Here is a 25,388-nt window from a genome sequence, read left to right on the forward strand (position 1 = left end):
CCCCGGTATTGACCGGGGTATTGTAACCATTGTCCTGGCTTATTTCAGCATTAAACTGACTGGCTTAACAACATCAGCTCACGCATTGCCACCGAGAACTTGGCAAACTCATGGCTCTTGGTTGTTTTAAACTCAGCCAGCATCAAGCGCCAGCGCTCAACCAGGATCTGATGCTGGGCCAGCCAGCCTTCTATCACTTCATCTGCAGCACAGGCTTTGCCGCAGGTTTTTACGACCACTGCAGTCAGCGAGCGTTGTTGCCAGTCCAGCTCTTCCCGGTAGGAAGCACGGGCCAGCGCCTGCCAATGATTAGCCACCGGTTGTTGGGTAATCTGCTCCAGGAACCAGTGTAAATCAAGCCGGTCGCCCAGTTTAAAGTATATTTCTGCAACCAGCGCCAGCGAAGTAGTCTGGTTATCACTAACCTGAGCGATATCCATTACTGAGAACACGGTACTTAACTGAGTTAAATAACGGGCGATGTCTGCCGGAATATCTTTCTCAATTAAACCCTGCTCGTTTTCCCGTAATTGCGCTAATTCTGCTTCAGCCAGATAGCTGGCAAGGTCACGGGAAATAGCCTGGTAAGCAGGTTTAAAGAAATCAACCGTTTGCTGAATATCCATTGTTTTATTGCGATGACGGATAAACCAGCGGGTCGCCCGGCGCATTGTCCGCCTTAACTGGAACAACAGGCGATTTTGCAATGAGGCTGAAATTTTATTATCCAGTTGTTCCAATTGCTTCCAGACTGAAGACAAATCAAATAAATCGCGGGCAATGGCATAGCACATGGCTACTTCACCAATATTGGCACCGGTCTCTTCTAACATCCGCTGCGCAAAGTTTGGTCCCATTTCGTTAACCAGCATATTAGCTAACTTAGTGGCAATAATTTCTGCTTTAAGAGGATGCGTTTCCATCTCTTTGGCATACTGATTTTGTAACAGCTCCGGGAAGGCAGTAAATAGCTGGCGTTTAAAGTACGAATTCTCATAAATCTCAGGCAGTACCAACCGCTCTTTTAACACCATTTTGCCGTAAGCAGTTAAAATTGCGAGCTCAGGCCGGGTCAAGCCAATGCCTTTTACCATGCGTTCAGCCAGCTCATCATCTGTTGGTAAAAACTCAAGCTCGCGATTAAGTTTGCCGTCCTTTTCCAGTGCATGAATAAACCGGGTGTACTCTTTAATTTGCTCAGATCCCAGCAAAGATGACAGCGTTATACTCTGGGTCTGACGGTAACATTCTTTTAAAACCAGCGCTGCCACATCATCTGTCATATCATTCAGTAATTTATTCCGTTGTTTCAGGGTTAAATCACCGCTTTGAACCAAAGCATTCAGTAAAATTTTGATATTGACTTCATTATCTGAGCAAGTCACACCACCTACGTTATCAACAAAGTCTGTATTGATCCGGCCACCATTAGCGGCGAACTCAATCCGGCCCCGTTGGGTTGCGCCAAGGTTGCCACCTTCACCAAATATCTTGGCTTTTAAATCTTTACCGTTAATCCGCAATGGCTCTGAACCGCGATCTCCTACTTCTGCATGACTTTCTGACGTAGCTTTGACATAGGTACCGATACCGCCGTTCCATATCAGGTCAACCGGCATCATCAGACATTCACGGATCAGCTCATTCGGAGTCATGCTGGCTTTGGTGGTGCCCAGCATCTCTTTCATTTGCGCCGATAACTTTATCGATTTAGCACTGCGGGCAAAAATGCCGCCGCCTTCAGAGATTAAAGATTTGTCATAATCTTCCCAGGTAGATGTCGCCAGGTTAAATAGCCGCTCCCGTTCTACATAACTGCTGGCTGCATCTGGTGTTGGGTCAATAAAAATATGCATATGGTTAAATGCCACCTGCAAGCGGATATGTTTGGATAGCAACATACCATTGCCGAATACATCACCCGCCATATCGCCAATACCTACACAGGTAAAATCTGTGGTCTGACAGTCGATACCCGTCTCCCGGAAATGCCGTTTAACCGCTTCCCAGCCGCCACGGGCGGTAATACCCATTTTCTTGTGGTCGTAACCATTAGAACCGCCTGAAGCAAAGGCATCACCCAGCCAAAAGCTATACTCTTCAGAAATACCGTTGGAGATATCTGAAAAGGTCGCGGTACCTTTATCTGCTGCCACAACCAGATAAGGGTCGTCTTCATCCAGCCGGGTAACATTTTTAGGCGGCACTATATTGCCCTGAATAATGTTGTCGGTAATGTCGAGCAAACCACGAATAAAGGTACGGTAGCAGGCTTTACCTTCAGCAATAAAAGCATCACGACCACCGGTTTCCGGTAGCTTTTTACAAACAAAACCACCTTTAGCGCCTGATGGAACGATAACGGTATTTTTTACCTGCTGGGCTTTTACCAGACCTAATACTTCGGTGCGGAAATCTTCACGTCGATCAGACCAGCGCAATCCACCGCGTGCGACTTTACCAAAGCGCAGATGTACCCCTTCTACCCGTGGAGAGTAAACGAAAATTTCATACATCGGCAATGGCAGCGGAATATCCGGAATTAAGTCAGGCTTAATTTTAAACGATATATATGTCTTGTCGGTGCCATCTGCCGCTGGCTGGTAGTAGTTGGTCCGCAGCGTTGCGTTAATCATATAAACAAAGCGGCGGATAATCCGGTCATCGTCCAGGTTTGCGACATTTTCAAGCTGAGAATTAATTTGCTCTTCCAATTTCTCAATTGCCTTGGCAGTGGCTTTAGATGATGGTGCAAATTTTTTATCAAACAGCTGAACCAATAAACCGGCCAGCTCCGGATAACGGGTAAAGGTACTTTCAACATAAGTCTGGCTGAATGTGCCACCAATCTGTCGTTTATATTTAGCGTAGGCCCGGATGATTGACGCCTGACGACCACTTAAGCCGGCACCTAAAATTAACCGGTTAAAACCGTCATCTTCCAGCTGACCTGCCCACACTTTAGCAAAAGACAACTGAAAGCTTTGTTGCGCTTCAGCGAAATCAAGTGGTACTTCCCCGTTCAATTCCATAGAGAAGTTTAAGATCCAGCTGACTGAGCCTTCCGGAGATTTTACCGCGTAGGGTGTTTCACCAATAACCCGCAAACCAAAGTTTTCCAGCATTGGTAATACATCTGACAGATGGATTGGGTGGTCTTTATGAAACAGGTTCAAACGCACCGCTTTGCTGTCTTTACTCTCTTCCTGCGGTCGGTAAAACAGCATCTCCAACTTATTGTCGTTGTTTAATGCCTCCAGTTTACCGATATCTACCAACGCATCGCTTGGCAGCATTTCTTCTTTATAGGCACGAGGGAAACTATTTACATACTTGCGGCCTAATTCCCGGCCCCTGGCTTCACCGTATACGCCGGTTAATGCTGTCTCTAATTTGTCTTCCCAGGTACGGGCTGCCTCAACCAGATTGCGTTCAATATCTTTCACTTTATACTCGACATGGCTATCAGTGATCCGTACCAGATAATGAGTACGGGCCAACACAGATTCTGAAAAATAGGTAGTAAATTCTACCGGCTCATCGGTGCCCAGCGCTCGTTGTAAGATAGCCTGGGTTTCTTTGCGCAGCTGAGTGTTGTAGCGTTCGCGGGGCACATACACCATCGCCGTAACAAAACGACCAAAGGCGTCTTTGCGCATAAATAAACGGGTCATATCCCGTTCCTGCATTTGCAGCACGCCCATTGCTACATATAACAATTCATCGGCACTGGCCTGGATCAGCTCATCCCGCGGATAAGTTTCAAGGATATTTAACAACGCCTTATACGCATGAGTACCGGTAGCAAACTCTGACATTGCCATTACCTTGGCAAGTTTGCTTTTAAGCAAAGGAATATCTGCAGCACTGTTATTGTAGAGTGATGAAGAATATAAGCCTATGAACCGATGTTCACCAATAACCTTACCGTCTTTATCAAATTGTTTTACACCCACATAGTCAATGTAAGCTGGACGATGAACCCGCGATTTATTATTGGTTTTGGTCAACACCAGTACCGTCGGACTTAATGCCTGTTTACGGCCCGAATCGGGTAATTCTGACAACAGTAGGTCGCGAGCCTCAGACCGGCGCATTAACCCTAAGGAACTGGCATCAACGCCGGCTATTTTGTAATCCCCTTTCACCGGCGTTATCTTATATTCACGGTAACCCAGCAGCGTAAAGTTGTCTTTTACCAGCCAATTTAAAAAGTCGGTTGTCTCTTTAACTTCATCAGCTGCAGCTTTACCACTTTGTTTCGCAAAGGTCTTAATAACATCAAGCAGTTTTTGGCGGGTTGGCTGCCAGTCCTGCACTGCCAGTGACACATCTTCCATTACCGAATGCAGTTCAGTCTTTAACGCCTGAATAGTGGTTTCATCGGATATCCGATCGATTTCAATATGAAAAACGGTTTGCTGAGTGCTTGAACTGCTTTTACTCCCCAGTTTAAAAAAGTCAGTAATATGACCAGTTTTATCACGTTGGGTTTGTAATGGATAATGTAATAATAAATGAGCAGCAATCCCATGCCGGCTTAATGCCATACGCACAGAATCGACTAAAAATGGCATATCCTGCACAACTATTTCAACGATAGTGTGTTTCGACTCCCAGCCATGACGGGAGATATCAGGATTATAAACCCGGATACGTGCTTGTGGCTCTGCATGTTGATTAAATGTTTGCCATAAACTTAAGGCTGCGCCATACAAATCGCTGTCATTGCGGCCAACTAAATCTTCGTTCGACATATTGCCATATAGGGTATAAGCAAACTTTTCAACCAGCTTAGGCTGATCTTTTACTTTTTGAGTTATCAGTTTGCTTACGTTTTGTAGTAGTACAGAGGGATGACCGTCTATCAGTGCCATTATTGTATCCTTTTTCAGAGCACAGCTTTAACAGCTGGATCTACCTAACATACAAGGTCTTGTCTGCTGCGCAGTGTAGTGACTATTGTAGCGCTTTTGAAGCACTATTTCTGGCTTTTATGCTGGTTAAACCAGTGGTTTCTAAGGCTTTTGACAACTTATTCAGTTCGCTTAAATAGAAAATGGCCTTTCGGCCATTTTCGTGTTTAAACATGCAAAAATAAATTTTTGCAGTTAACGGTTATTCCTCCAGAAAATTGCTGCCAATGCCGGAAGCACCACAATTGCGCCCAACATATTTACAATAAACATAAAGGTCAGCAGAATTCCCATGTCGACCTGGAATTTTAACGCTGAGAATACCCAGGTACTGACACCAATTGCCAGTGTTATACCAGTAAATAATACGGCACTACCCCGTTCTTTCAGCGCTTCAAAATAGGCCTGACGCAGTGGCATGCCATCGCGCAACAACTGGCTCATACTAGACAGGATATAAATACCGTAGTCGACACCGATACCAACACCCAGGGCGATAACCGGTAAGGTTGATACGGTCAATCCAATTTGTAACTTGGTCATTAACGCCATTGCCAACACTGATACCACGTACAACGGTACCACAACCGCTATGGTCGCCCTAAGCGAACGGAAACTGAGCAGACACAAAATAATGACAGCACCATAAACGTACCACATCATCGGTTGCTGCGCCGCGGATACTGCCTCGTTAGTAGCAGCCATCACACCAGCAGGGCCCGATGCCAGCATAAAGCGGGTTTGCTCGTCGCCGAGCTCGCTACCGTACTTTTTGGCAGCGGCAACTACCCTTTCAATTGTTTCGGCTTTGTGATCTTCTAAAAACACCATTACCGGCATAACGGAGCAATCTGCATTCAGCAAGCCGGTACTGGTCTCAACCCGGGATGAAGCCTGAACTAAAGATTGCGTATTGCGGGGTAATACCCGCCATTTCTGATTGCCTTCGTTATAAGCGGCGTTAATCGTTTTCGATACCGACGATAACGATACTGCAGACTGAACTCCTGGTACGTTTTCCATTAACCACTGGAACTGATCAATCCGGTCCATAATGTCATGCTCAGTGCAAGCACTAGGCACGGTTTCAACCATGATATTGATGTAGTCAACCGAAATAGCGAAGCTGTCAGTAATTAACTTGGTATCAAGATTATAGCGGGAGTCTTCATGTAATGACGGTGCACCTTCATGTAAGTCGCCAATTTTAAGTTGCTGACTTTGCCAGTAACCCGCCGCAAACAAGATGGCAGTTATGACCAGGATCACATAGGCAAAACGCTTAGTGGCAAAAGCTGACATTGCATACCAGAATTTCTCCGCTCTGACAGATGGCGTAGCAACGCGTGCTTTGTATGCGGCACTGAACTTAACGTAAGACATCAGCACAGGCAACAAAACTAAATTCGTCAATATAATAACTGCAACACCTAAACTGGCTGTTATAGCCAATTCACGGATAACACCTATTTCAATTATCAATAAGGTTAAAAAGCCAACCGTATCTGACAGTAAGGCAACACCACCTGGCACCAGTAATTTTCGGAAGCTCGATTCCGCGGCTGTCTTTGCATCCATACCAGCGGCAACCCGCTTACCGGTAGAGTTAATCATCTGTACGCCATGACTAACACCAATAGCAAAGACTAAAAACGGAACTAAAATAGACATCGGGTCGATACCGAAACCCAGTATTGTCAGTAAGCCCATTTGCCACACCACAGCGATCAATGAACACGCTATTGGCAGCACTGTCAGCATCACTGATTTTGAAAAGAAATAAACCATTAATGCGGTAACGCCGATGGCCACCAGGAAAAACAACACGACGCCTTTGGCACCTTCGGCAACATCACCGACCATTTTGGCAAAACCAATGATGTGAACACTGATTTGTTCGCTTTGATGCTTGGCCCGGATATTTTGCTCCAGCGAAGAAGCAAATTCGAGCGTGTCGACTGCTTCACCTGTCTCAGAATCAATCTCAAGTAACTGAGCGGTTATCATCGCACAACTGTAGTCGTCGGCGACCATGCGGCCGACGATGCCAGCTTTTTCTATATTGGATTTAACCTTATCAAGGCCCCGCTTATCAGCAACGAAGTCAGCAGGAATAACCGGGCCACCGGCAAAACCATCTTCAACAACCTCAATAAAACGGGTACTAGGGCTGAACAGCGATTTTACTAAAACCCGGTTTACACCCGGGGTGTAAACTACATCATCATGAACCTGACGAAAGGTTTCAAAAAAGGTTGGATTAAATATGTCTCCGTTGGCATCACAAACAGCAATAAGAATATTATTGGCGCCACCGAAGTCCTCAGCGTGCTCCAGATAAGTCTGCATGTATTCATGCTTTAACGGAATGTTTTTTGTAAAAGCGGCATCAAGTTTTATGTCAGTGGCTTTTATCAGTAAACCGACAGTAACCAGTAGAAAAATAACAAGCACTAACATCCGGTGCCTGAACAACGCATACTCAAATTTATTAACCAGCGAATTTACACTCATATTATTCAGACTTATCCAGGTTTAATACTTTAATGCCAACTTCAGTAACTAATAACATCTGGTTGTCCAGAACCACGCCATTCAAAATAGCTTTGCCATCAGGCTCTGAGCGCTCTGTAAAAGTCAGGCCATCATCGATACTCTGCAATAATGTACCAGAGTTACCCGCAAGATAGACCGTACCTTTTGCATCACTGAACACACTGTTTAATGTTGCCGATTCGCTAAGTTCAACCTGTTGCCAGGTCTGACCGTTATCTTCACTGCGAAAAACGTGACCACGAAGACCCACAGCAAGTAAGCCCATTTCGGGGGTCCGATGTAAATCAAACAATGAGCCGTTATAGAATTCTTCCATACGCAGCCAACTGTCGCCAAAGTCGGCACTTTTAGCAATAAATCCGGCTTCACCGACCATATAAAGTGTATTGCCATCGACAAACAGTCGATTAAAATGCGGTAAAATAGACCCTAATTCAGAGCGGTATATTTCCGGGTCTGTTTGCTGCAAATCCAGCAGGTATTCTTTGTCTTCCTCTGCAGCAAGCTCAATAAATAATGCCTGCTCCCAGGTGTCGCCCCCGTCAGTTGTTTTGTAAAAAAGACCATAAGCCCCTACCGCAATACCATGTCGGGCGTCCCGGAAGTAAACATCAAGCAATGGTTTATCATCTTCTGGTAAAAATTGCTGTAATTGCCAGCTGGCGCCACCATCGCTGGTGAAGAGAATTAATGAATCATGGCCCACCGCCCAACCATGAGTTTCATTAATAAAATGAACAGCGGTAAGCATACTTTGAGTAGGAACCGAAGCTTGCCGCCAATCACTGCCGTTATCACTTAACAGGATATGACCGCGTTCACCCACTGCTACGAAAAAATTATTGCTAACTTTTTGCACATCAGTCAGCAGAGATTTTTCAGCAAGTGGCATCATGTATGCTGCCTTAACCTCTTCGACGGAATTGACATCAGCCATAACTGTGAAGGCTGTGTTACTCAGCAACACACAACAACAAGCCAGAAAAAGTTTATTAAACATAGGCAGTGTAATTACTCTTAAATTCAGTGAATAAACAAATTGCTGTCTCAAAACGCTGTCAGACTGCAATCGTAACTAAAAAAAACGGCCGGCTAATGCCAGCCGTTTGCCTAACAACGTTGATTAACGCGTACCAGCCCGACGTAGTGCCGCAGGGGTGAAGTCATTGTCAGAAAGCTCAACTGAGAAGTCATACATTCTGTCTTCATTGTCCAGGCCGATTGCGATATAACGACGTGAATTCAGATCATGATAAACTTCCAGCGTACTCCAATGCGTTGGTACTTCATAATAGTTCAAGCCATGCGCTACCGCTACCCGGTACATGTCGCCCCGGTTATCGTACAAGTCAGCGATATGGATTTGCCAGCTGTCTTCATCGATATAAAACACCCGCTTACCATACACGTGACGGGTACCCTCTTTCAGCGTAGCTTCAACCACCCAGACCCGGTGTTTCTCCCAACGAACGTAATCTGGATTAATATGACCGGCCATCAGAATGTCGTCATATTTTGCTTCTTTACTGTGCAGTTTGTAATCGTTGTATGCAATATACATTTCCTGCTTGCCTTTCAGCTCCCAGTTATAACGATCCGGTGAACCATTAAACATGTCAAAATCGTCAGTAGTACGTAAGCCATCTGACGCAGTACCTGGTGCATCATATGCTACGTTTGGCGCACGACGAACCCGACGTTGACCGGTGTTGTAAGTCCAGGCCTGACGTGGCGTAGCCACCTGATCCATGGTCTCATGCACCAATAACGCAGTACCAGCCAGTCTGGCCGGAGAGGTAACACTTTGCTTAAACCGGAACAGAATATTTTCTGCTTCTAACGCGTCTGCGGTGGCATCCGGGTGAGAATATTTGAACATGATCTGCTCATCGAATCCGATAACGGTGTAAGCACCGTTTGATGTTGGTGCGGCCTGACCACCATTTCGGCTGGCAGCCACACCACGATACCGGACAATATGATTCCAGACCGCCTCTAACCCATTTTCCGGTATTGGAAATGGAATGCCAATTGCAGCATTAATTAAACCATTGCCGCCCTGAACCAATTCCGCTTCAGTAGCAATTTGTTTGGTCGCATCATAGAAATACTGTGGGTATGAGGCACTGCGCCGGGTTGGATAAATATTCATCTTGAAGGTATCAGGATAAATATCAAACAATTGCAACATGCCGGGGCTCAAAAACTGCCGATGGTCTGCTACGTTTGACTTATCAATTGTTAAGACAACTTCATCAGATGCAAACGGGTTAACATGATGATCACCGGCACTGTAACCTGCAGGTGCGCTGGTAATACCGCCAGTCCACTCGGGGATAGAGCCATCTGCATTGCCTGCTTTTTCAGCACCTACCAGTGTTAAATCGTTACCTAATCTGGCAGCTTGTTCTGCTGTAATTTTTGCCAGAGCATTGCAACTGAACACCAGTGCAACCGCTGAAGATAATAGGGTGAGTTTTTTCATAATCAGCTCTCGTCCCTTAAATAGAGTATTTAATATTGAAAGATACAAAATCACGGTCGGCTACGTTATTCGTAGTCCCTGCACCGCCCCAGAACCAATTGTATGATAGTTCAGCTGACCACTTGCTTAAGTAATCAAAGCTGACTGCGTAAGCTGCTGATTTTCTGTCTTCAACAAACATAAACAGTGGATCTGGCGTAATACCGTTAACGTCATGTGAGAACACAATACGTTGTGACATATTTACTCCGGCAAAAACGTTGTTATAGTCAGCCTTTGCCAGAATACGATAGCCCCAGGCTGAGGCAGTTGGGAACGGGTTAGTCTCAGCGCCGTCAGATAAACCGGTATGCAAGCCTTGTGAAGGGCCGTTAACGCCAATCAATGGTGCACCACTGCGATCAGTACCCGGACCATTCAACCGCAATACATCCTGCGAAGGCATATCGCTTATCTTGATACCACCTACTTCAGCCAGCATGGTGAAGTTGTCGGCAGCAAGCAAGGGGGTTGGTCCGAATAAATGAGTAAAAGTAACCTGAGCCTGCACGGTATCGCTTAAAATATAGCCCTGCGCCGGATCACCTGGCTGAACTTTAACACCGATTTCCCGGCCAATTTGTGAGATACCGTCCAAATCTGGTCTGATACCTGCGTTGGCAAGTTGTTCAGGCATACCGGCATATAAAATTTCCACGTCATCTATTTGTAACGGGTCATCCTGACGATATGCAATTTCACCGGCGACTGAAGTAGTCCCTAGCGTGGTATTAAAGCTGAAGCCGTAAAGTTTTATATCTTCCGGATATTCCAGTTTACCTTTAGAGAAAGCCAGTAAGTTGTTGATGTTATCTGCGGTTAAATTACCCGCCTGTTGGGCTAAGTAGCCAATATCCTGTTGAATAGCCGGCCCTCTGAAATCAGAAGCCACACCAGATATTACCGGCACCCGGCTGTGATAATTCATGTAGTACAAAGCAAATTCTGTATCATTTAAATCGGGTGAGAAATACTCAACTTTTAAACCATACTGGCCACCGTCTTCCGGCTTAATTTCACCATTTACGCCTGATGGGCGTAAAGCAACCTTAGTTGGATACGCTAGATACAGCTGGGCAGCAGTAGCGGGATCCAATTGTCCGGCAGCAACAGCTGAACCAATACCATTTAAGTTTTGCAATAAATAAGCAAGGTCTATATCTGGGTTACCAGCAAAACCCAGCTGGATATTTTGTGCATAGCCACCACGACCAGCAAAATCATTAGTAGAAAAGTAGGTGCCCGGAGGTGGCAGATAACTTTCCTGCCATGAATACTGATAAAACATTTCGGTTGACAGGTTCTCTGTCCAGCCAACAGACAAAGTGACCATACCGGTTGGAATAAACGCTTCTTTTAAATCAGCACCTGGTGCCCGCAGGATCCCAACATCAACTGGCGTAATATTTATACCATGCGGGATAAAAGTACTTTCACCCCAGCTCAGTACCTGATTACCCACCCGCACAGTAACTGGATTCATGCCATCGTTAAATGAGAAGTTGCCATAAAGGTAAGCATCTAAAACCCTGAAATCTTTACAAGCGAGTTCCCGTGAGCCTTCATCAGCACAAGGGTCAACACGTTGGCCACTTAATGGATTGCTGTACGCGAAGTCACCATCGTTCATGGCAAAATCGTAGAAATACATAAAACGGCCAAAAAAGCCGATGTTATCTTTAGTAATTGATAATTCGTGTAAGCCTTTAAACAGGCTGGAGAACATATCACCACGGTCAAAATTAAGATTGCCGGCATCACCATTGCTGGAATAGGCGCCAGGTTGCGCCCATATATCAGCTGGCTGATATATGACATTGGTTGCAGCGTTGTAGCCGGTCCAGTCAAAACGCGGATGGTTTACTTTCGATATCGTATCCCAATTGCGATCTTCAGTACGGATACTGCCGCCATAAGAAAAGGTTGAGTCAAATACAACCTGGAAATTGCCAACATCAAAGGTTGCTGCTTGTGCAGGCACAACGGACAATGCCAGCAATGCAGATGCAACCCCCAAGGCTAACGGACTTTTATAAAAAGTATTAGGCCTTCTATTCATCTTGTGATCTCCCCCCTGTCCCTGCAGGTATGTTTTTGTGTCTTTTTAATTATTATGCTGAACCAACTGCTCGGAGCTCAGCTTGCATCACAGAAATAATTACATCATTTTAGGGTGTTAGCAAGGCTTCTCCTTGCGTAAATCTGTTGATTTTTATTCAATTTTTACATATTGACACTTCTGCTTTATCCGATAATGACTGTTTCAGTTTAACCATTGACTGAACCTTGCAGTAGCTAATCTATAAGCCAATGAAATTAAAGGTCAAACCAGATGAAACCGCAAGGCTCCGTTTTAATCTGTCGTTTAAAGTAATAACTCTAATTAATTTGTTCCAGGCTATCAAAAGCACCGGTTTCAGTTAATGTTAGTCTGAATCGGCCACGCAAGCCTAAAGCAGAAAAATAAGGCTGAAAATGTTTAAGACCAAGCTGGATCCGCTCGCCGGAGTCAGCAGTTACCACTACATAGCGAATTGTGCCCTGGTAATAAAGCAAACATTTTTCCCTGGCCAGAAAGGCGCTAAACAGATACTGACGTTTCATGATAAGCTTTTAGAGATTTTTTCATATAAATCATTGCTTAAATCAGATTTCGTGGCCAGTTGTTTTAATTCTGCCAGCATATTTTCACGGCGTTGATCATTAAAACGTTGCCACGCGAGCAAAGGGGTGATCAACCGCGCAGCAACTTGTGGGTTGATGGCATCCATTCGGGCTACTACTTCAGCCAGGCAGCGATAGCCCTGGCCATCGGCGCGATGAAATTGCTCAGGATTACGCATACTAAAGGCACCGAATAACGCCCGTACCCGGTTCGGATTTTTCCAGCTGAATAACGGATGTGCGCTTAATTTTGTCAAATTATTAAACACTTCACTGCTGGGATCACACGCCAGCAATGAAAAGTATTTATCCATTACCAGTACATTGTCCTGCCATTTATCAGCAAAATCAGCTGCCAGGGAGGCAAAGCCCGCTGAACCTGCATCTTGCGCGGCAGCCAGTGCCGCCATAGTATCGGTCATATTGTCGGCATGTTTATAATGCTGCTCAAGTCGTTCAGTCCCCTGGCTGGTGAGCGCAAGATAACTTAAGCACCTGTTTCGTAGCGCCCTTGCTCCCACTGCCTGTTCACTGTAGTGATAAGGAGCAGAATCTGTCGTCTGGTAACATAGCTGCCAATCTTGTTCCAGTAACTCAGCCAGTTGCTGTCTAATAGATTGCAGGCCACTGATAATTACATCGACCGGAATTTGGTCATATTGCTCGGCCAGCGTATCAAAGTCTGGCAGTGAAAGTAACTCCGCGGTCAGTGCCAGGTCGGATAATGGCTGTTGTAACCAATGGCGCATAACATCCAACAGTGCTTCGGGTAATTCAAGCTGATCATCCGGTTTCCTGGCGTGTTGACGAATAAGGTTCGACCAGAAAACCTGCATTGCATCCCATCTGGCAAAACCATTAGTGGCTTTTTCAGCAATAAGCAGTAATTGGCCCAACTGATAATCCTGTTGCATTTTCACTGGTGCAGAAAAATTTTCCCAGATAACAACGGGCTCGCTGGTCACACCGGTAAAACTGAACTGTTCGGTAAACTGGCTCAGGGTAATAAGATGCTGCTGGTCTACCTGCCCGTCGCTGCTGAGCAACTGGATCTGTAGTGGAATAAGCAGTGACTGCTTGTCAGGTTGGTCGGCCGACGCTGAGTGATGCTGGCATATTTCAAGGTGTAAGGTGGCATGTTTTGCGTCATAGCGTTGGTTCAGAGTTACTAAAGGCGTGCCCGCCTGGCTATACCACAAACGAAACTGATTTAAATCAACATCGTTGGCCTCTTCCATAGCACTGACAAAGTCATCGCAAGTGACAGCCTGGCCATCATGACGCTGCAGATAACACGCCAGGCCCCGGTTAAAACCAGGCTTACCGAGCAAAGTCTGCAGCATCCGGATGACTTCGGCACCTTTGTCATAAACCGTAACGGTATAAAAATTATTCATTTCCAGCACTTGTTCCGGCCGGATGGGATGAGCCATTGGTCCGGCGTCTTCAGCAAACTGGGCAGTTCGGATCAGTTTTACTGCGTCTATCCGATTTAACGTCGCTGAACCCATATCGGCACTGAACTCCTGATCCCGGAATACAGTCAACCCTTCTTTCAGGCTAAGTTGAAACCAGTCCCTGCAGGTTACCCGGTTTCCTGTCCAGTTATGAAAGTACTCGTGACCGATAATTGACTCGATATTGAAATAATCTTTATCAGTAGCAATGCTGTCATCTGCCAGAACATACTTGCTGTTAAAAACGTTTAACCCTTTGTTTTCCATTGCTCCCATGTTAAAAAAGTCAACGGCCACAACCATATAGACATCCAGATCATACTCCAGATTATATCGGGTCTCATCCCAGCGCATCGCCCGCTTCAGTGCTGCCATGGCAAAATGGCCTTTTTCCAGTTGGCCGGGCTCTACAAACAATTGCAGCGCTACTACTCTGCCACTTTGCGTCGTAAAGCTATCGTTCAGACAATCAAATTTACCGGCTACCAGCGCAAACAGATAGCAGGGCTTGGCAAAAGGATCATGCCAACTTACCCTGGTTCTGCCATCAGCTAAGGTTTCGGATGCGGTTTTGTTGCCGTTGGCCAACAGATAAGGGTAGTGATTCTGATCAGCAATAATGTGAGTGGTATAAATCGTCAATACGTCTGGCCGGTCCGGGAAATACATGATCCGGCGAAATCCCTCAGCTTCACATTGAGTACAAAATACATTGTTCGCCAGATATAACCCTTCTAAAGCCGTGTTCGCGGCTGGGTTAACCCCTGTCGTTATCTGCAAACTGAATTCAGCAGGTACCCTGGCAATAATCAGTTGATCATCAGTAATCTGATACTGCTCAGCCCTAAGTTCTACACCATCTAATGCGATGTAATGCAAATCCAGATGCTGTCCGTCCAATATCAGAGGCGCGCCTTCAGTTTGCCGTTTTACCTGCATCAAAGCAGTTACCCGGGTCGCGTCAGGGTCTAATTCAAAGCTCAGTTCAATTTCCGGAATTAAAAAGTCCGGTTGCCGGTAATCGGCAAGACGACGGCTACTGCGTGCTGAATTACTGCTCATGTGCGCTCCTTGGTACCGCTAAAACACTCTGATTCTCAGGAAAAAAAGCCTGAAGTTATTCAGGCCATTTGTATTTAATTAATTTTTCACCACCTGGGTATTTGGCATGCTGGCGGGTGGAGACAGTCGTAGAATTTTTATTCCCAGATAAGCATAGACGATAGACAATAGCGGATTAATTAAGTTAAAGAACGCATAAAAAGCATAGTCAAGCGGACTCACCCCCAGTACGCCATGCATATATGCACCACAGGTGTTCCATGGAATTAATGGACTGGTGATAGTGCCACCATCTTCCAGCGATCGTGACAAATTAACCGGCGCCAGGCCGCGACGTTCATATTCTTCTTTAAACATACGGCCGGGCATCACAATTGACATATATTGATCTGCTGTAAGTAAATTGGTTACAAAGCACGTCGCTATAGTACTGGTGATTAATGAGCCGGTGCTGCGGGCGAAGAACAAAATAGACTCGACAAACTTACGCAGCAAACCAATTTTTTCAATAGTGGCGCCAAACATCATGGCACAAAATACCAGCCAGATAGTATTTAGCATGCTTGCCATACCGCCACCGCTTAATAAATCGTTTAAGTTGCTATCACCTGTTTCTACCGCAAAACCAGCGTAAAAGGTATGCCACACCAGTTTAATTATCCCCACTGCTGCGGACAGGTTTTTGTCTACGAGTTGCGCCAGTAAGTCCTGCTGAAAAAATACTGCCCATACCGCGCCAAGTAAAGCACCAATAAAAACGGTGGGAAATGCCGGTACTTTCTTGATTGCCATCGCCAGTAAAACCAGCAGTGGTACCAGAGATACCAGACTGATAGCAAAATGTTGCTGTAATACTGTGCTTATTTGCTCAATCCGGGCAAAGTCAGCTGCAATATCACTGTTAAAGCCAATAATCGTAAACAGTAACAAAGCCAAAATGTAGCTGGGAACGGTTGTCCATAACATATGCCGGATGTGTTCAAACAGCTCGGCACCTGCGACGGCCGGCGCCAGATTAGTCGTTTCACTTAACGGTGAAAGCTTATCGCCAAAATAGGCGCCTGAGACAATAGCGCCAGCTGTAATTGCTGGCGACAACCCCAGACCCGATGCTACACCAATCAATGCAACACCTATTGTTGCAGCGGTTGTCCAGGAGCTACCAATACTCATTGCTACAATACCGCATAGCAAACAACTGGCAGCATAAAACCAGGTTGGGCTTAACAACTGTAAACCGTAGTAAATTAATGTGGGTACGGTACCCGATAGCATCCAGGTGCCAATTAAGGCCCCGACTGACAGCAATATCAGCACCGCGCCGAGTGACAATGAAATGCCATTAACCATGGCTTGTTCCATGGCCTGCCACTTATAACCGTTTTTCAGGCCGACAATAACAGCGACGGCAGTGGCCACAAATAACGCTATCTGGTTCGGACCATAAGAAGAGTCACTACCGAACAAGTACACCGATGCTGACAGTAAAACTATCAACACAATAAGCGGCAAGGCTGCATCCAGAAAACTGGGATGTTTTTCAGTCATTAAAATTGCTCCGTTAGGCAACGACGCTCGTAGCGTCTTATTTTGTTATTATTGATGGATAATTGTTGTTGCGGACACTTATAACGACCGATAAAACATCAACAAAATAATCACCGGACAAACAAACCTGACATACCATGGCCACACGCGCCAGAACCAGCTATGTTCAGCCGCAGCATCACCTTTTTTCAGCTCATCCAGAATACGATCGCGGTGCCATACCCAACCTGCAAATATACACAGCATCAAGCCGAGTAGCGGCTGGCTGTAACGTGTAGTTAAGGCAATGACGAAACCAAACAGGGTTTCAAAATTTAACAGGATAAGCACACTCAGTGAAAATATAATGGCGGCAATAATCCATACTGCCTTATTGCGGGCGACTTTGCGGTTCTCAACAACATAGGAAACCGGTACCTCAAGCATAGAAATTGACGAGGTTAGAGCGGCAATTGACATTAAGAGGAAAAAGGCACAGGCAACCACCAGCCCTACCGAGCCCATCGTGGTAAACAGCGAAGGTAAAACAGTAAAAATCAATGTATCTTCAGCCAGTAACTGGCCATTTTCGCCAAAAATTTCAACGCCGTTATGTAATGCAACATACATTGCCGGAATAATAAGTAAACCGGCTAATACTGCTACACCAATATCTACCAGCGCAACCGACGCGCCCAACTTTGGCAGATTTTCTTTATGGCTGACGTAGGAGCCATATATCAGCATAGTGCCCACGCCCAATGACATGGAGAAAAAAGCCTGGCCCATGGCACTTATTAATAAATCAGGATTGAGCGCTTCAGTGAAATCGGGGAGCAGGTAGACTCGCAGGCCGTCCATAGCGCCGTCCTGAGTCATAACATAACCGAACAACAGTAACATTAAGGCAAATAAGGTTGGCATTAACCGCACTGACCAACGCTCAATGCCATTAACCACTCCGCCGCTAACAATACCTACTGTTAACAGCATAAACAAACCACAAAACAGAATGTTGCGTGACAGCGACGACGCTATCAGCCACTGCGCCAGTTGATCAAGCCCTGCTAAACTGGCAAGTGCCTCCAGCGTATAGGACAGCATCCAGCCACCGACTATGCCGTAAAAAGCCAGGATAAGCGATACAGTAGCAATACCCCACATTCCAACTGCGCGGCCAGAGCGTCCTCCTGATACTTTCCCCAGCGCATCAACAACATTAGATTCCGTTGCCCGGCCAATCAACAACTCAGCCATTAACACCGGGTACGCCAGTACGAAGGCCAGAATGAGATACATCAGAACAAAAGCCGCACCGCCATTACTGGCAACCTGGGATGGAAACCCCCAAACATTTCCTAAACCTACGGCTGAACCAGAAGCGGCCAGAATAAAACCCAGCCTTGATGAAAATACACCCCGTGAAGTCATAGTTAACCTTTATAATTATTATTTGTTTTAGCCTAACAAAAAGCGGTATCCAATACCGCTTTTTGTTATTTATTATTAACGTTCAGTTATTTTTTTGCCAGACGGCTAACCATCAATAAATCTGCGGTAATGCTGGCCGCTTCTTCCAGAAATGGATCAAGCTCATTTATCAGCTCAGGCGCGTCATCAACAGATTCAACTTTCTCCAGTTCAAACCGCACTAACCGTTCATTAATCCTGGCCAGTTGTTCTGCTTTTTCTTCATCGCGTTCACTTACCCGAACCGCTTCTTTTAAAGAAACTGTTTTATCGTCCTGGCGTTGCTGGTAATCATCTATATCAGACAGCAAATAAGCAAACTCTTGCTCTTTACTGATCCGGCGTTGATGTTTTTCAAGCAGAACCGGCACTACGGCCTGAATATCATTTACACTGGCATAGTTGGCCGGTGGAATAGAATCCCACGGCAAAGCATGCTGCTCCTTACTTTCGCCCCACTCTGCCGGGTCAATAGCAGTTGGAAAATGAATGTCGGGTATCACGCCCTGATGTTGGGTACTACCACCATTAATCCGATAGAACTTGGCAATAGTGTATTGCACGCTACCCAAAGGCTCCTCAAACATATCATAAATCCGGCCCAGACCACGGTGCTGCTGCACAGTCCCCTTACCAAAGGTTTGTTCACCAACTATCAATGCCCGGCCATAATCCTGCATAGCTGCAGCAAAGATTTCAGAGGCGGAAGCGCTGTAGCGGTCGACTAATACAGTCAACGGACCTTCATAATAACTGACACCGTCAGTATCTGGCGATTCCGTTACTTTACCGTCGCCCTGTCTTATCTGCACCACCGGACCGCGGTCAATAAACAAGCCGGTAAGCAAGGTGGCTTCCTGCAGAGAACCACCACCATTGCCGCGCAGATCAACCACAATACCGTCTACCTTCTGCTCTTTAAGTTCGACCAGAAGCTTTTTAACATCTTCAGCCAGATTATTATAAAATCCCGGGATACTAATGACGCCGATGTTCTGTTCGAGTTCATATAATTTCGGGTCCAGCACCTCTGCTTTGGCAGCACGATCTTCCAGCCGGATTTTATCGCGTACTATTGTCACCACGTCAGCTTTATTGGCGGCAATGTCACTGCCACCCAGCACCTGCAGCCGCACCGTGCTACCCTTCGGGCCTTTAATTAAATCAACAACATCGTCCAGACGCCAGCCGATGACATCAACGAATTCCTTGGAATCCTGCGCAACACCAATAATTTTGTCTTTGGGCTTCAATTTCTGTGTCTGGTCGGCCGGACCACCGGGCACCAGGCTTTGGATCACGGTATAATCTTCTTCCGCGCGCAGCACTGCACCTATACCTTCCAGCGATAAGTTCATTTCCTGTTGAAAGCGATCAGCGTTACGGGGTGACAAATAAGAAGTATGCGCTTCAATAGCTCTGCCAAAAGAATTCATAACTAACTGAAATACATCTTCGCTGTTAGTCTGACTCAGCCGTTTTTGACTATTACGATAGCGCTTAGTCAGGATTTCTCTGACTTCATCATCGGTTTTGCCGGTAAGTTTTAAATTTAACGCATCAAACTTAACCCTTTGCCGCCACAGTTCATTCATTTCTGCCTGATCTGCTGGCCATTGGGCGTCTTCACGATCGTACTGATAATTATCGTCTTTACTGAAATCAAACTCTTGCGCCAACAAGCTGATTGCGAAATCAAAACGTTCAGCACGACGCTCCAGCGTTTGGTTAAACATATCAAACGCGAAATTTAAATTTCCTTTGTTTAATCCGTCGTCGAACTCTTCGCGATAACGAGAAAATGCCTCGACATCAGATTTTAATAAAACATTGCGATAATAATCTAAATTTTTCAGATACATGTCGAAAATACGACCAGACAACTCATCGTTGAGTTGCACTGGCACGTAATGACTGCGGGTAAACAGCGCTGTTATCCTTTTACTGGCTGTTGCATGATGAGACGCCTGTGCCATAACAGGCAATACCAGATTCTCTTCAGATTTTTTGGGCTCGGCACTTACAGCCAAAGCCATCATCAAACTTGCCGCTAAAATGGATAATTTTTTCATAAGCTACTCTGCGTTAATCAGGCTTGGTACAAACTGTCCCGACGGGTTTTCACCACCATTCCAGACGTCAGCTGCACGGTTACATCGTCTTTATGCACCTCGAGTACGGTCGCTGTCATCGGTGACTGACCTAACTTAACCAGTACACCAGCACCTACTTTAAGTTGCTCGTTAGCTATAGCCTGTAAAGCAGGTGCTGTTGCCGTGGGGCTGACAGTTTTAGTTACTGCTTTACTGCTTAGCTTAGTGTCATTAGAGACGTTATTAGTCGATTTGTTCGGCTTTTTTTTGTAAGCAGGTTTGTCGGAGACGGGTTTGGCTTTTGCTTTCTGCTCAGCTATTCGTGCTTTACGCACCTCCGCTGCCTTCTGCTTGCTATCTGTAAGAGTGCTAAGTGCATGATCAGCTTGCTGTTGATCAATCTGCTCACCAGCTTCTCCTTCAAGATTTACGCGGGCAACGCCAGGCTGGATTGCTTCCAGATATCGCCAGCTTGAGGTGTATACCCGTAAAGCCTGCCTTAGTTGCGTCTTACTGACCAGACTGTCCTGCTCCAACCGAGCCGCAAGGTCCTGAAAAATACCTATTTTGAGCGGTTTAGCTTCACCTTTAACACTAAAGCATAAAGGAAATTGCTGGGCCAGATATGCCAATACTTCTTTTACATTTGCCAGTTTACTGGGTTCACTCTTGTTGGCTGTCGTCTCTTGCTCTGACGCAGTGGTTTCGGCGGTATTTAAAGCTTCAGTGGAGGTTGTCATTAAAATTTCACTCTTCTTCATCGTCTGCATTGACATCCGCATCTACTGCATCGGCAGCTTCAGCATCATCAATGCCCAGTTCAATTTGTTGCCGCATATAGACCAAGGCCCAACCGGTCAATTCGTGCTCATCAACATCGAGCAATACGGTGTCACCACCTAATTGCTGCCAAAATTGCGGCATTATCCGCTCTATTTGTTCCGTTGCCAGATCATCGGGTAACGCATCCCAGACCGCGTGAATAATACTGTTAATTTTATCAGTTACCAGCTCTTCTTCACCATCCCAGTCACCGACTTCAGATTCATTTAATAGGTAATCCTGAACGGTCAGTGCGTCTTTCATAATGGTCCTGTTAAACGCTTCTCAAGCAGTTGAACCAATGTCACTAAATACTGTTGGTCACTATTGTCAAAACGCGCGAACTTCGGACTGTCTATATCCAGGACAGCAACAATTTCGTTGTTATACCTTACCGGTATCACAATTTCTGAATTGCTGGCAGCATCGCAGGCTATGTGCCCGGCAAACTGATGCACATCCGCAACCAGCTGTACTTCACCGCTGGCAACTGCCGTTCCGCATACACCTTTACCCACCGGGATCCGGACACAGGCGACCTGCCCCTGAAACGGCCCCAATACCAGTTCACCAGCACGCATAATGTAGAAACCAGCCCAGTTTAAATCTGGCAGGCTGTTATATAGCAGAGCACTTAGGTTGGCCATATTGGCAATAACATCGGGTTCATCGGCGATAAGCGCCTGCGCTTGCTGCAGCAACAAGTCGTATTGAGTATGTTTTTCGCTAGACATCGGTTTGCGGTTTCAACTTACCTGGTATCAAAGGCACTACATTACTTGGTTTGCTGGCTAATTTAAACCTTTTTAGTGTGAAAGACTGCCCCGATCCGCATGAATTCTGCACAGAATTAACGAAACTGGTTATAAATCATCCGAACGATGATTTCAGGGACTAAATTGCAAGGGGTTTGGCGGATAATAACAGGCGCTGGTTTGCCGCTGATGCTCAAAAAAACGGGTGTCTTTATACGGTAGTTTCATAAAGCCACCGACACCTTCCCCGCTAATCAAAGGTACTTTAGCCAGAATGCTCTGCAAAAGAGCTGCAAATTCCGGCTCAGCAGTACTATCCAGCAAGCGATAGTAACTGTGTACTTTCATGTAAAGCGGAGTCACTTCAAATATAATGCATCCGGTATGGCGAATCAGATTCAGCTTAGCAATATCGTCCATAATGGCTTCAGGTAACACCAGCTGCTCGTCAGGATCTTTGCCATCTTCGAAGTATGAGTGTTGTTTACTGGCTTCTTCCTGACTGAGCACCGGCGCTGCCTGATACTGTATTTTCGCATCAGCCGGAACAACAAAGGGCTGTTCCATTGTTTCCCGGCTGATATGGATAGTGTTACGGGCATCAAACAAACACGCTTTAAATACCCCCAGTTTGCCGATGGCCCGCCCAAGATTAACCACATTATTAACCGCATGACTAAACGCTTTTTTCAGGTTGGCATTGTAAAGATTTAAACTGGAATCGATATATACCCCGCCAGCCTGCCAGTGAATAGCCAACCCGCCGACCACCGGGTAGCGTGCCAGACGCCCTACTGCAGCAATAAACGCCTTCTCAGTCTCCCCCATTCCTTCCAGATAATTTTTGTAATAGCGTTCCAGCTGCACATCGTCGACATAGTGCAGGTTGGCATCTTCCTGATGTTCACGCAGAAATGATTTACGGGATGAGTAAACAACGGTATCAAGCTCCTGGAGTTGGTCACTACACCATACCGGTAGCAAAGGACTATCTGGTAGCAAGTTCAGGGGGGGCAGAACCAGGCGGGTAAGTTGCGGCATTCTGCTGATAAAGTAATCACCGGCCTGCTGGCGCAACATCTGATCATCGGCCAGCATGCTGTCAAGCATAGTTGCAAACTCAACCGGCAATCCTAAGCTGCGCGCCGGTATTGCCTGGCGGCCAAACCGGCAGGACTGTGCCGATGCCAGCGCATATAAGGTACTGGCAACGCCCTGCTCATCAAAACGCGGACTCGATAGCTCGCCGTTCCGCTGCTCAGGACCAATAAAGTATACATCTCCCATTCTGGCATTGGAGTTTTGCAAATCAGCCGACATCAACTGCATTACATTGTTAGCCAGATACTGGCCCTGACAATCTAACTGGGCATGGACTGACGATCCCCAGTCAATCAAACTTATTTTGCCGCTTTGTTCATCAAACACCAGATTTGAAGGCTTAATATCGCCATGGACTATTGGTGCGCTGTTACCATCAATTTGCTGTTGACGTAAAAACAACAGCAATTGAGCCAACTGAGCAGCAATGTCAATTATTAACCTTACCGGCAACCGACCTGCTTTAAGACTGTATTGCTCCAGATCCAGTCCCTTAGCCCGGCTCATCATCAAAATGCCCTGCTTTTTAATAACCTGATAAGTAATGTATGACGGCACCGCAGGATGCTTAACCAGCGACAGCATATAAGCTTCGTCAGCAAGCCGCTCCTGGATGTGCTGAGCCAGATTAATCCGGGAGAACTTGAATACACAGGATGCGCCATCCTGGCCGAAACCAGCGAACGCAAAGCCATATGCACCTTTTCCAATTAGTTCTATCTGGCGATACCCCAGCTTTTCCAGCTCTTCGATACAAAGCGCGACCCAGTCTTTCAGCTTTTTGGCGTCATTGGCATTAAGCAAATATACCGACTGTTCTTCCGGTATATAAAAATTTCGCAACGGGGTTTTATCGGCTTTGTCCGGCATAAGCATCCTGTCGATTCTGAATTAACCGCTAACAGCGACTAACTGTTAGGCTATAACACAGCGCTGTTGTGCCCACTGTCGTAAACGGGTTACCCGCTCGGCCATCACCACTGATAGCGGCTGGGTTTCGGCCAGCTCAGTCAGTAAATGCTGTAAGCTAAAACCGTCACCATCACTGTGCATCCGGTAACTGGCACTGACTACTGCCTGCTCCAGCTCCGCGCCGGAAAAACCTTGTGCCAAAGCCAGACACTGGCTAAGCTCAGCGTCGCTCAGGCTTAAATTGCGCCGTTGCAAATGCAAAGCCAGCAGCGCTTTAATTTGCTGATCATCAGGTAAATCGACAAAAAATATCTCGTCGAAACGGCCTTTTCGCAATAATTCGGGCGCCAGCTCTTCAATGTTGTTTGCCGTAGCAACCAGAAAAACCGGTTTATCCCGTTCTGCCATCCAGGTAAGCAATGTACCGAGGATCCGCCGGGTAACGCCATTGTCGTTGTCGCCACCGGCCAGGCCCTTTTCAATTTCATCAATCCACAATACACAAGGCGCCATGGAGTCAGCCTGAGCCAATGCCTGACTGAGGTTCTTTTCTGTTTCCCCAATATACTTGTTGTACAACGCCGCCATGTCTAAGCGCAGTAACGGAATGGACCAGGCACCGGCAATTGCCTTAGCGGCCAGACTTTTCCCGGTTCCCTGTACTCCGGTCAGCAAAATTCCCTTCGGTGTATCCTGACCATTTAGTATAAAGGCCTGTTGTCGCTGACCTAGCCACCGCTTTAAATTCGGCAGGCCGACCACGTCATCCAGGGTCTTGGTATCAAAAACCTGACTTAAGGTGCCGCCACTTTGCAGTAAATTGAATTTTGCCCGGTTAACTCTGGGGATGTCGTCACCGGTAATAGCACCATCATCTGCTATCGCCTTGTAAGCCAGCCGTTTCGCTTCGTCAAACGTCAAGCCGTGTAAATTCTGAACCAGCGCGCTGACATCAACCGGCGCCATGTCCACCAGCTGGCCATGCTCGCGGCTGTATTTGTCAGCCGCTTCACTGATCATCTGCCTTATTTGCTGCTCGCCCGGTAACGACAACTGAAAACGATAGCTTAACCGCGCCAGTTCCGGCGGCGTTTCCAACGCGTAACTTAGTAAAATAAGGGTATGTCCCAGACTGTCATGAGCCTGGGCAATTTCTTTAATAAAACGGATATGCCGGGGTTCTGCTAAAAAGGGATGAAAGTCACATAGCACATAAATACCGGGAATACGGGTACCTTTAATCTGGGCCAGCAATTGAGCCGGCTCAGTATTGAATGCTTGCGGGCTGCTTTCCCGATCAGTGCGCTGCAAGCCGTCTGTAATCGTCCATTGAAACACCGGCCGCATTAAATTCACCGCCAGGCGCTTGATTAACGCCAGTGCCCGCAGCTCTTCATAGGTTTCAATGATAATCAGCGGGCTTTTCGCTTGCACCAGTACCCTTAAATCTTCAAATTCGTACATCTTTTTTCCCTGAGCCGTCTATACCGGCAGCCATAAAAAAACCCACTGCTATCGTGGGTTTTATC

15 protein-coding genes are annotated in these 25,388 nt (G+C 46.3%); all 15 read right to left on the minus strand.

Annotation, left to right across the window (positions count from 1 at the left end; translation table 11 throughout):
• Positions 1-50 precede the first annotated feature (50 nt).
• Positions 51-4,877 (minus strand): NAD-glutamate dehydrogenase, encoded by a 4,827-nt coding sequence (locus CRO03_RS00735; RefSeq protein ID WP_097109673.1) that lies wholly within the window; start codon positions 4,875-4,877, stop codon positions 51-53.
• A gap of 234 nt (positions 4,878-5,111) precedes the next feature.
• Entirely contained in the window at positions 5,112-7,430 is a 2,319-nt protein-coding gene (locus tag CRO03_RS00740) for an efflux RND transporter permease subunit (protein ID WP_097109674.1), read from the minus strand.
• 1 nt (position 7,431) lies between these two features.
• Complete coding sequence (locus CRO03_RS00745; protein ID WP_245861372.1) at positions 7,432-8,367, minus strand: WD40/YVTN/BNR-like repeat-containing protein; 936 nt, start codon at positions 8,365-8,367, stop codon at positions 7,432-7,434.
• A gap of 228 nt (positions 8,368-8,595) precedes the next feature.
• Complete coding sequence (locus CRO03_RS00750; protein ID WP_097109675.1) at positions 8,596-9,957, minus strand: DUF1329 domain-containing protein; 1,362 nt, start codon at positions 9,955-9,957, stop codon at positions 8,596-8,598.
• A 16-nt stretch (positions 9,958-9,973) separates the two neighbouring features.
• Complete coding sequence (locus CRO03_RS00755; protein ID WP_097109676.1) at positions 9,974-12,055, minus strand: DUF1302 domain-containing protein; 2,082 nt, start codon at positions 12,053-12,055, stop codon at positions 9,974-9,976.
• Between the two features lie 320 nt (positions 12,056-12,375).
• Positions 12,376-12,600, minus strand: a complete 225-nt coding sequence (locus CRO03_RS00760) for a DUF2835 family protein (protein WP_097109677.1) — start codon at positions 12,598-12,600, stop codon at positions 12,376-12,378.
• Entirely contained in the window at positions 12,597-15,179 is a 2,583-nt protein-coding gene (pepN, locus tag CRO03_RS00765) for an aminopeptidase N (protein WP_097109678.1), read from the minus strand. The genes CRO03_RS00760 and pepN overlap by 4 nt, the downstream gene beginning before the upstream one ends.
• A 78-nt stretch (positions 15,180-15,257) precedes the next feature.
• Positions 15,258-16,727 carry a Na+/H+ antiporter NhaC gene (gene nhaC / locus CRO03_RS00770; protein WP_097109679.1) on the minus strand — a complete coding sequence of 490 codons (1,470 nt, stop codon included), beginning with the start codon at positions 16,725-16,727 and terminating at the stop codon, positions 15,258-15,260.
• Between the two features lie 78 nt (positions 16,728-16,805).
• Entirely contained in the window at positions 16,806-18,137 is a 1,332-nt protein-coding gene (locus tag CRO03_RS00775; protein WP_097109680.1) for a sodium-dependent transporter, read from the minus strand.
• Between the two features lie 86 nt (positions 18,138-18,223).
• The gene (prc, locus tag CRO03_RS00780; protein WP_097109681.1) at positions 18,224-20,248 is read right to left on the minus strand and encodes a carboxy terminal-processing peptidase; all 2,025 of its coding nucleotides are present in this window, start codon (positions 20,246-20,248) and stop codon (positions 18,224-18,226) included.
• Positions 20,249-20,265: 17 nt separating this feature from the next.
• The gene (proQ, locus tag CRO03_RS00785) at positions 20,266-21,009 is read right to left on the minus strand and encodes an RNA chaperone ProQ (protein WP_097110340.1); all 744 of its coding nucleotides are present in this window, start codon (positions 21,007-21,009) and stop codon (positions 20,266-20,268) included.
• A 7-nt stretch (positions 21,010-21,016) separates the two neighbouring features.
• The gene (locus tag CRO03_RS00790; RefSeq protein ID WP_097109682.1) at positions 21,017-21,355 is read right to left on the minus strand and encodes a hypothetical protein; all 339 of its coding nucleotides are present in this window, start codon (positions 21,353-21,355) and stop codon (positions 21,017-21,019) included.
• Positions 21,352-21,825 carry a GAF domain-containing protein gene (locus tag CRO03_RS00795; protein ID WP_097109683.1) on the minus strand — a complete coding sequence of 158 codons (474 nt, stop codon included), beginning with the start codon at positions 21,823-21,825 and terminating at the stop codon, positions 21,352-21,354. Before CRO03_RS00795 ends, CRO03_RS00790 begins: the two co-directional genes overlap by 4 nt.
• Before the next feature lie 153 nt (positions 21,826-21,978).
• Complete coding sequence (locus CRO03_RS00800; protein WP_097109684.1) at positions 21,979-23,817, minus strand: protein kinase domain-containing protein; 1,839 nt, start codon at positions 23,815-23,817, stop codon at positions 21,979-21,981.
• A gap of 45 nt (positions 23,818-23,862) precedes the next feature.
• The gene (locus CRO03_RS00805) at positions 23,863-25,323 is read right to left on the minus strand and encodes an AAA family ATPase (RefSeq protein ID WP_097109685.1); all 1,461 of its coding nucleotides are present in this window, start codon (positions 25,321-25,323) and stop codon (positions 23,863-23,865) included.
• Positions 25,324-25,388: the final 65 nt, after the last annotated feature.

The sequence above is a fragment of the Arsukibacterium tuosuense genome (assembly GCF_900215315.1).
In the GTDB taxonomy this organism is placed as follows: Bacteria; Pseudomonadota; Gammaproteobacteria; order Enterobacterales; family Alteromonadaceae; genus Alishewanella; species Alishewanella tuosuense.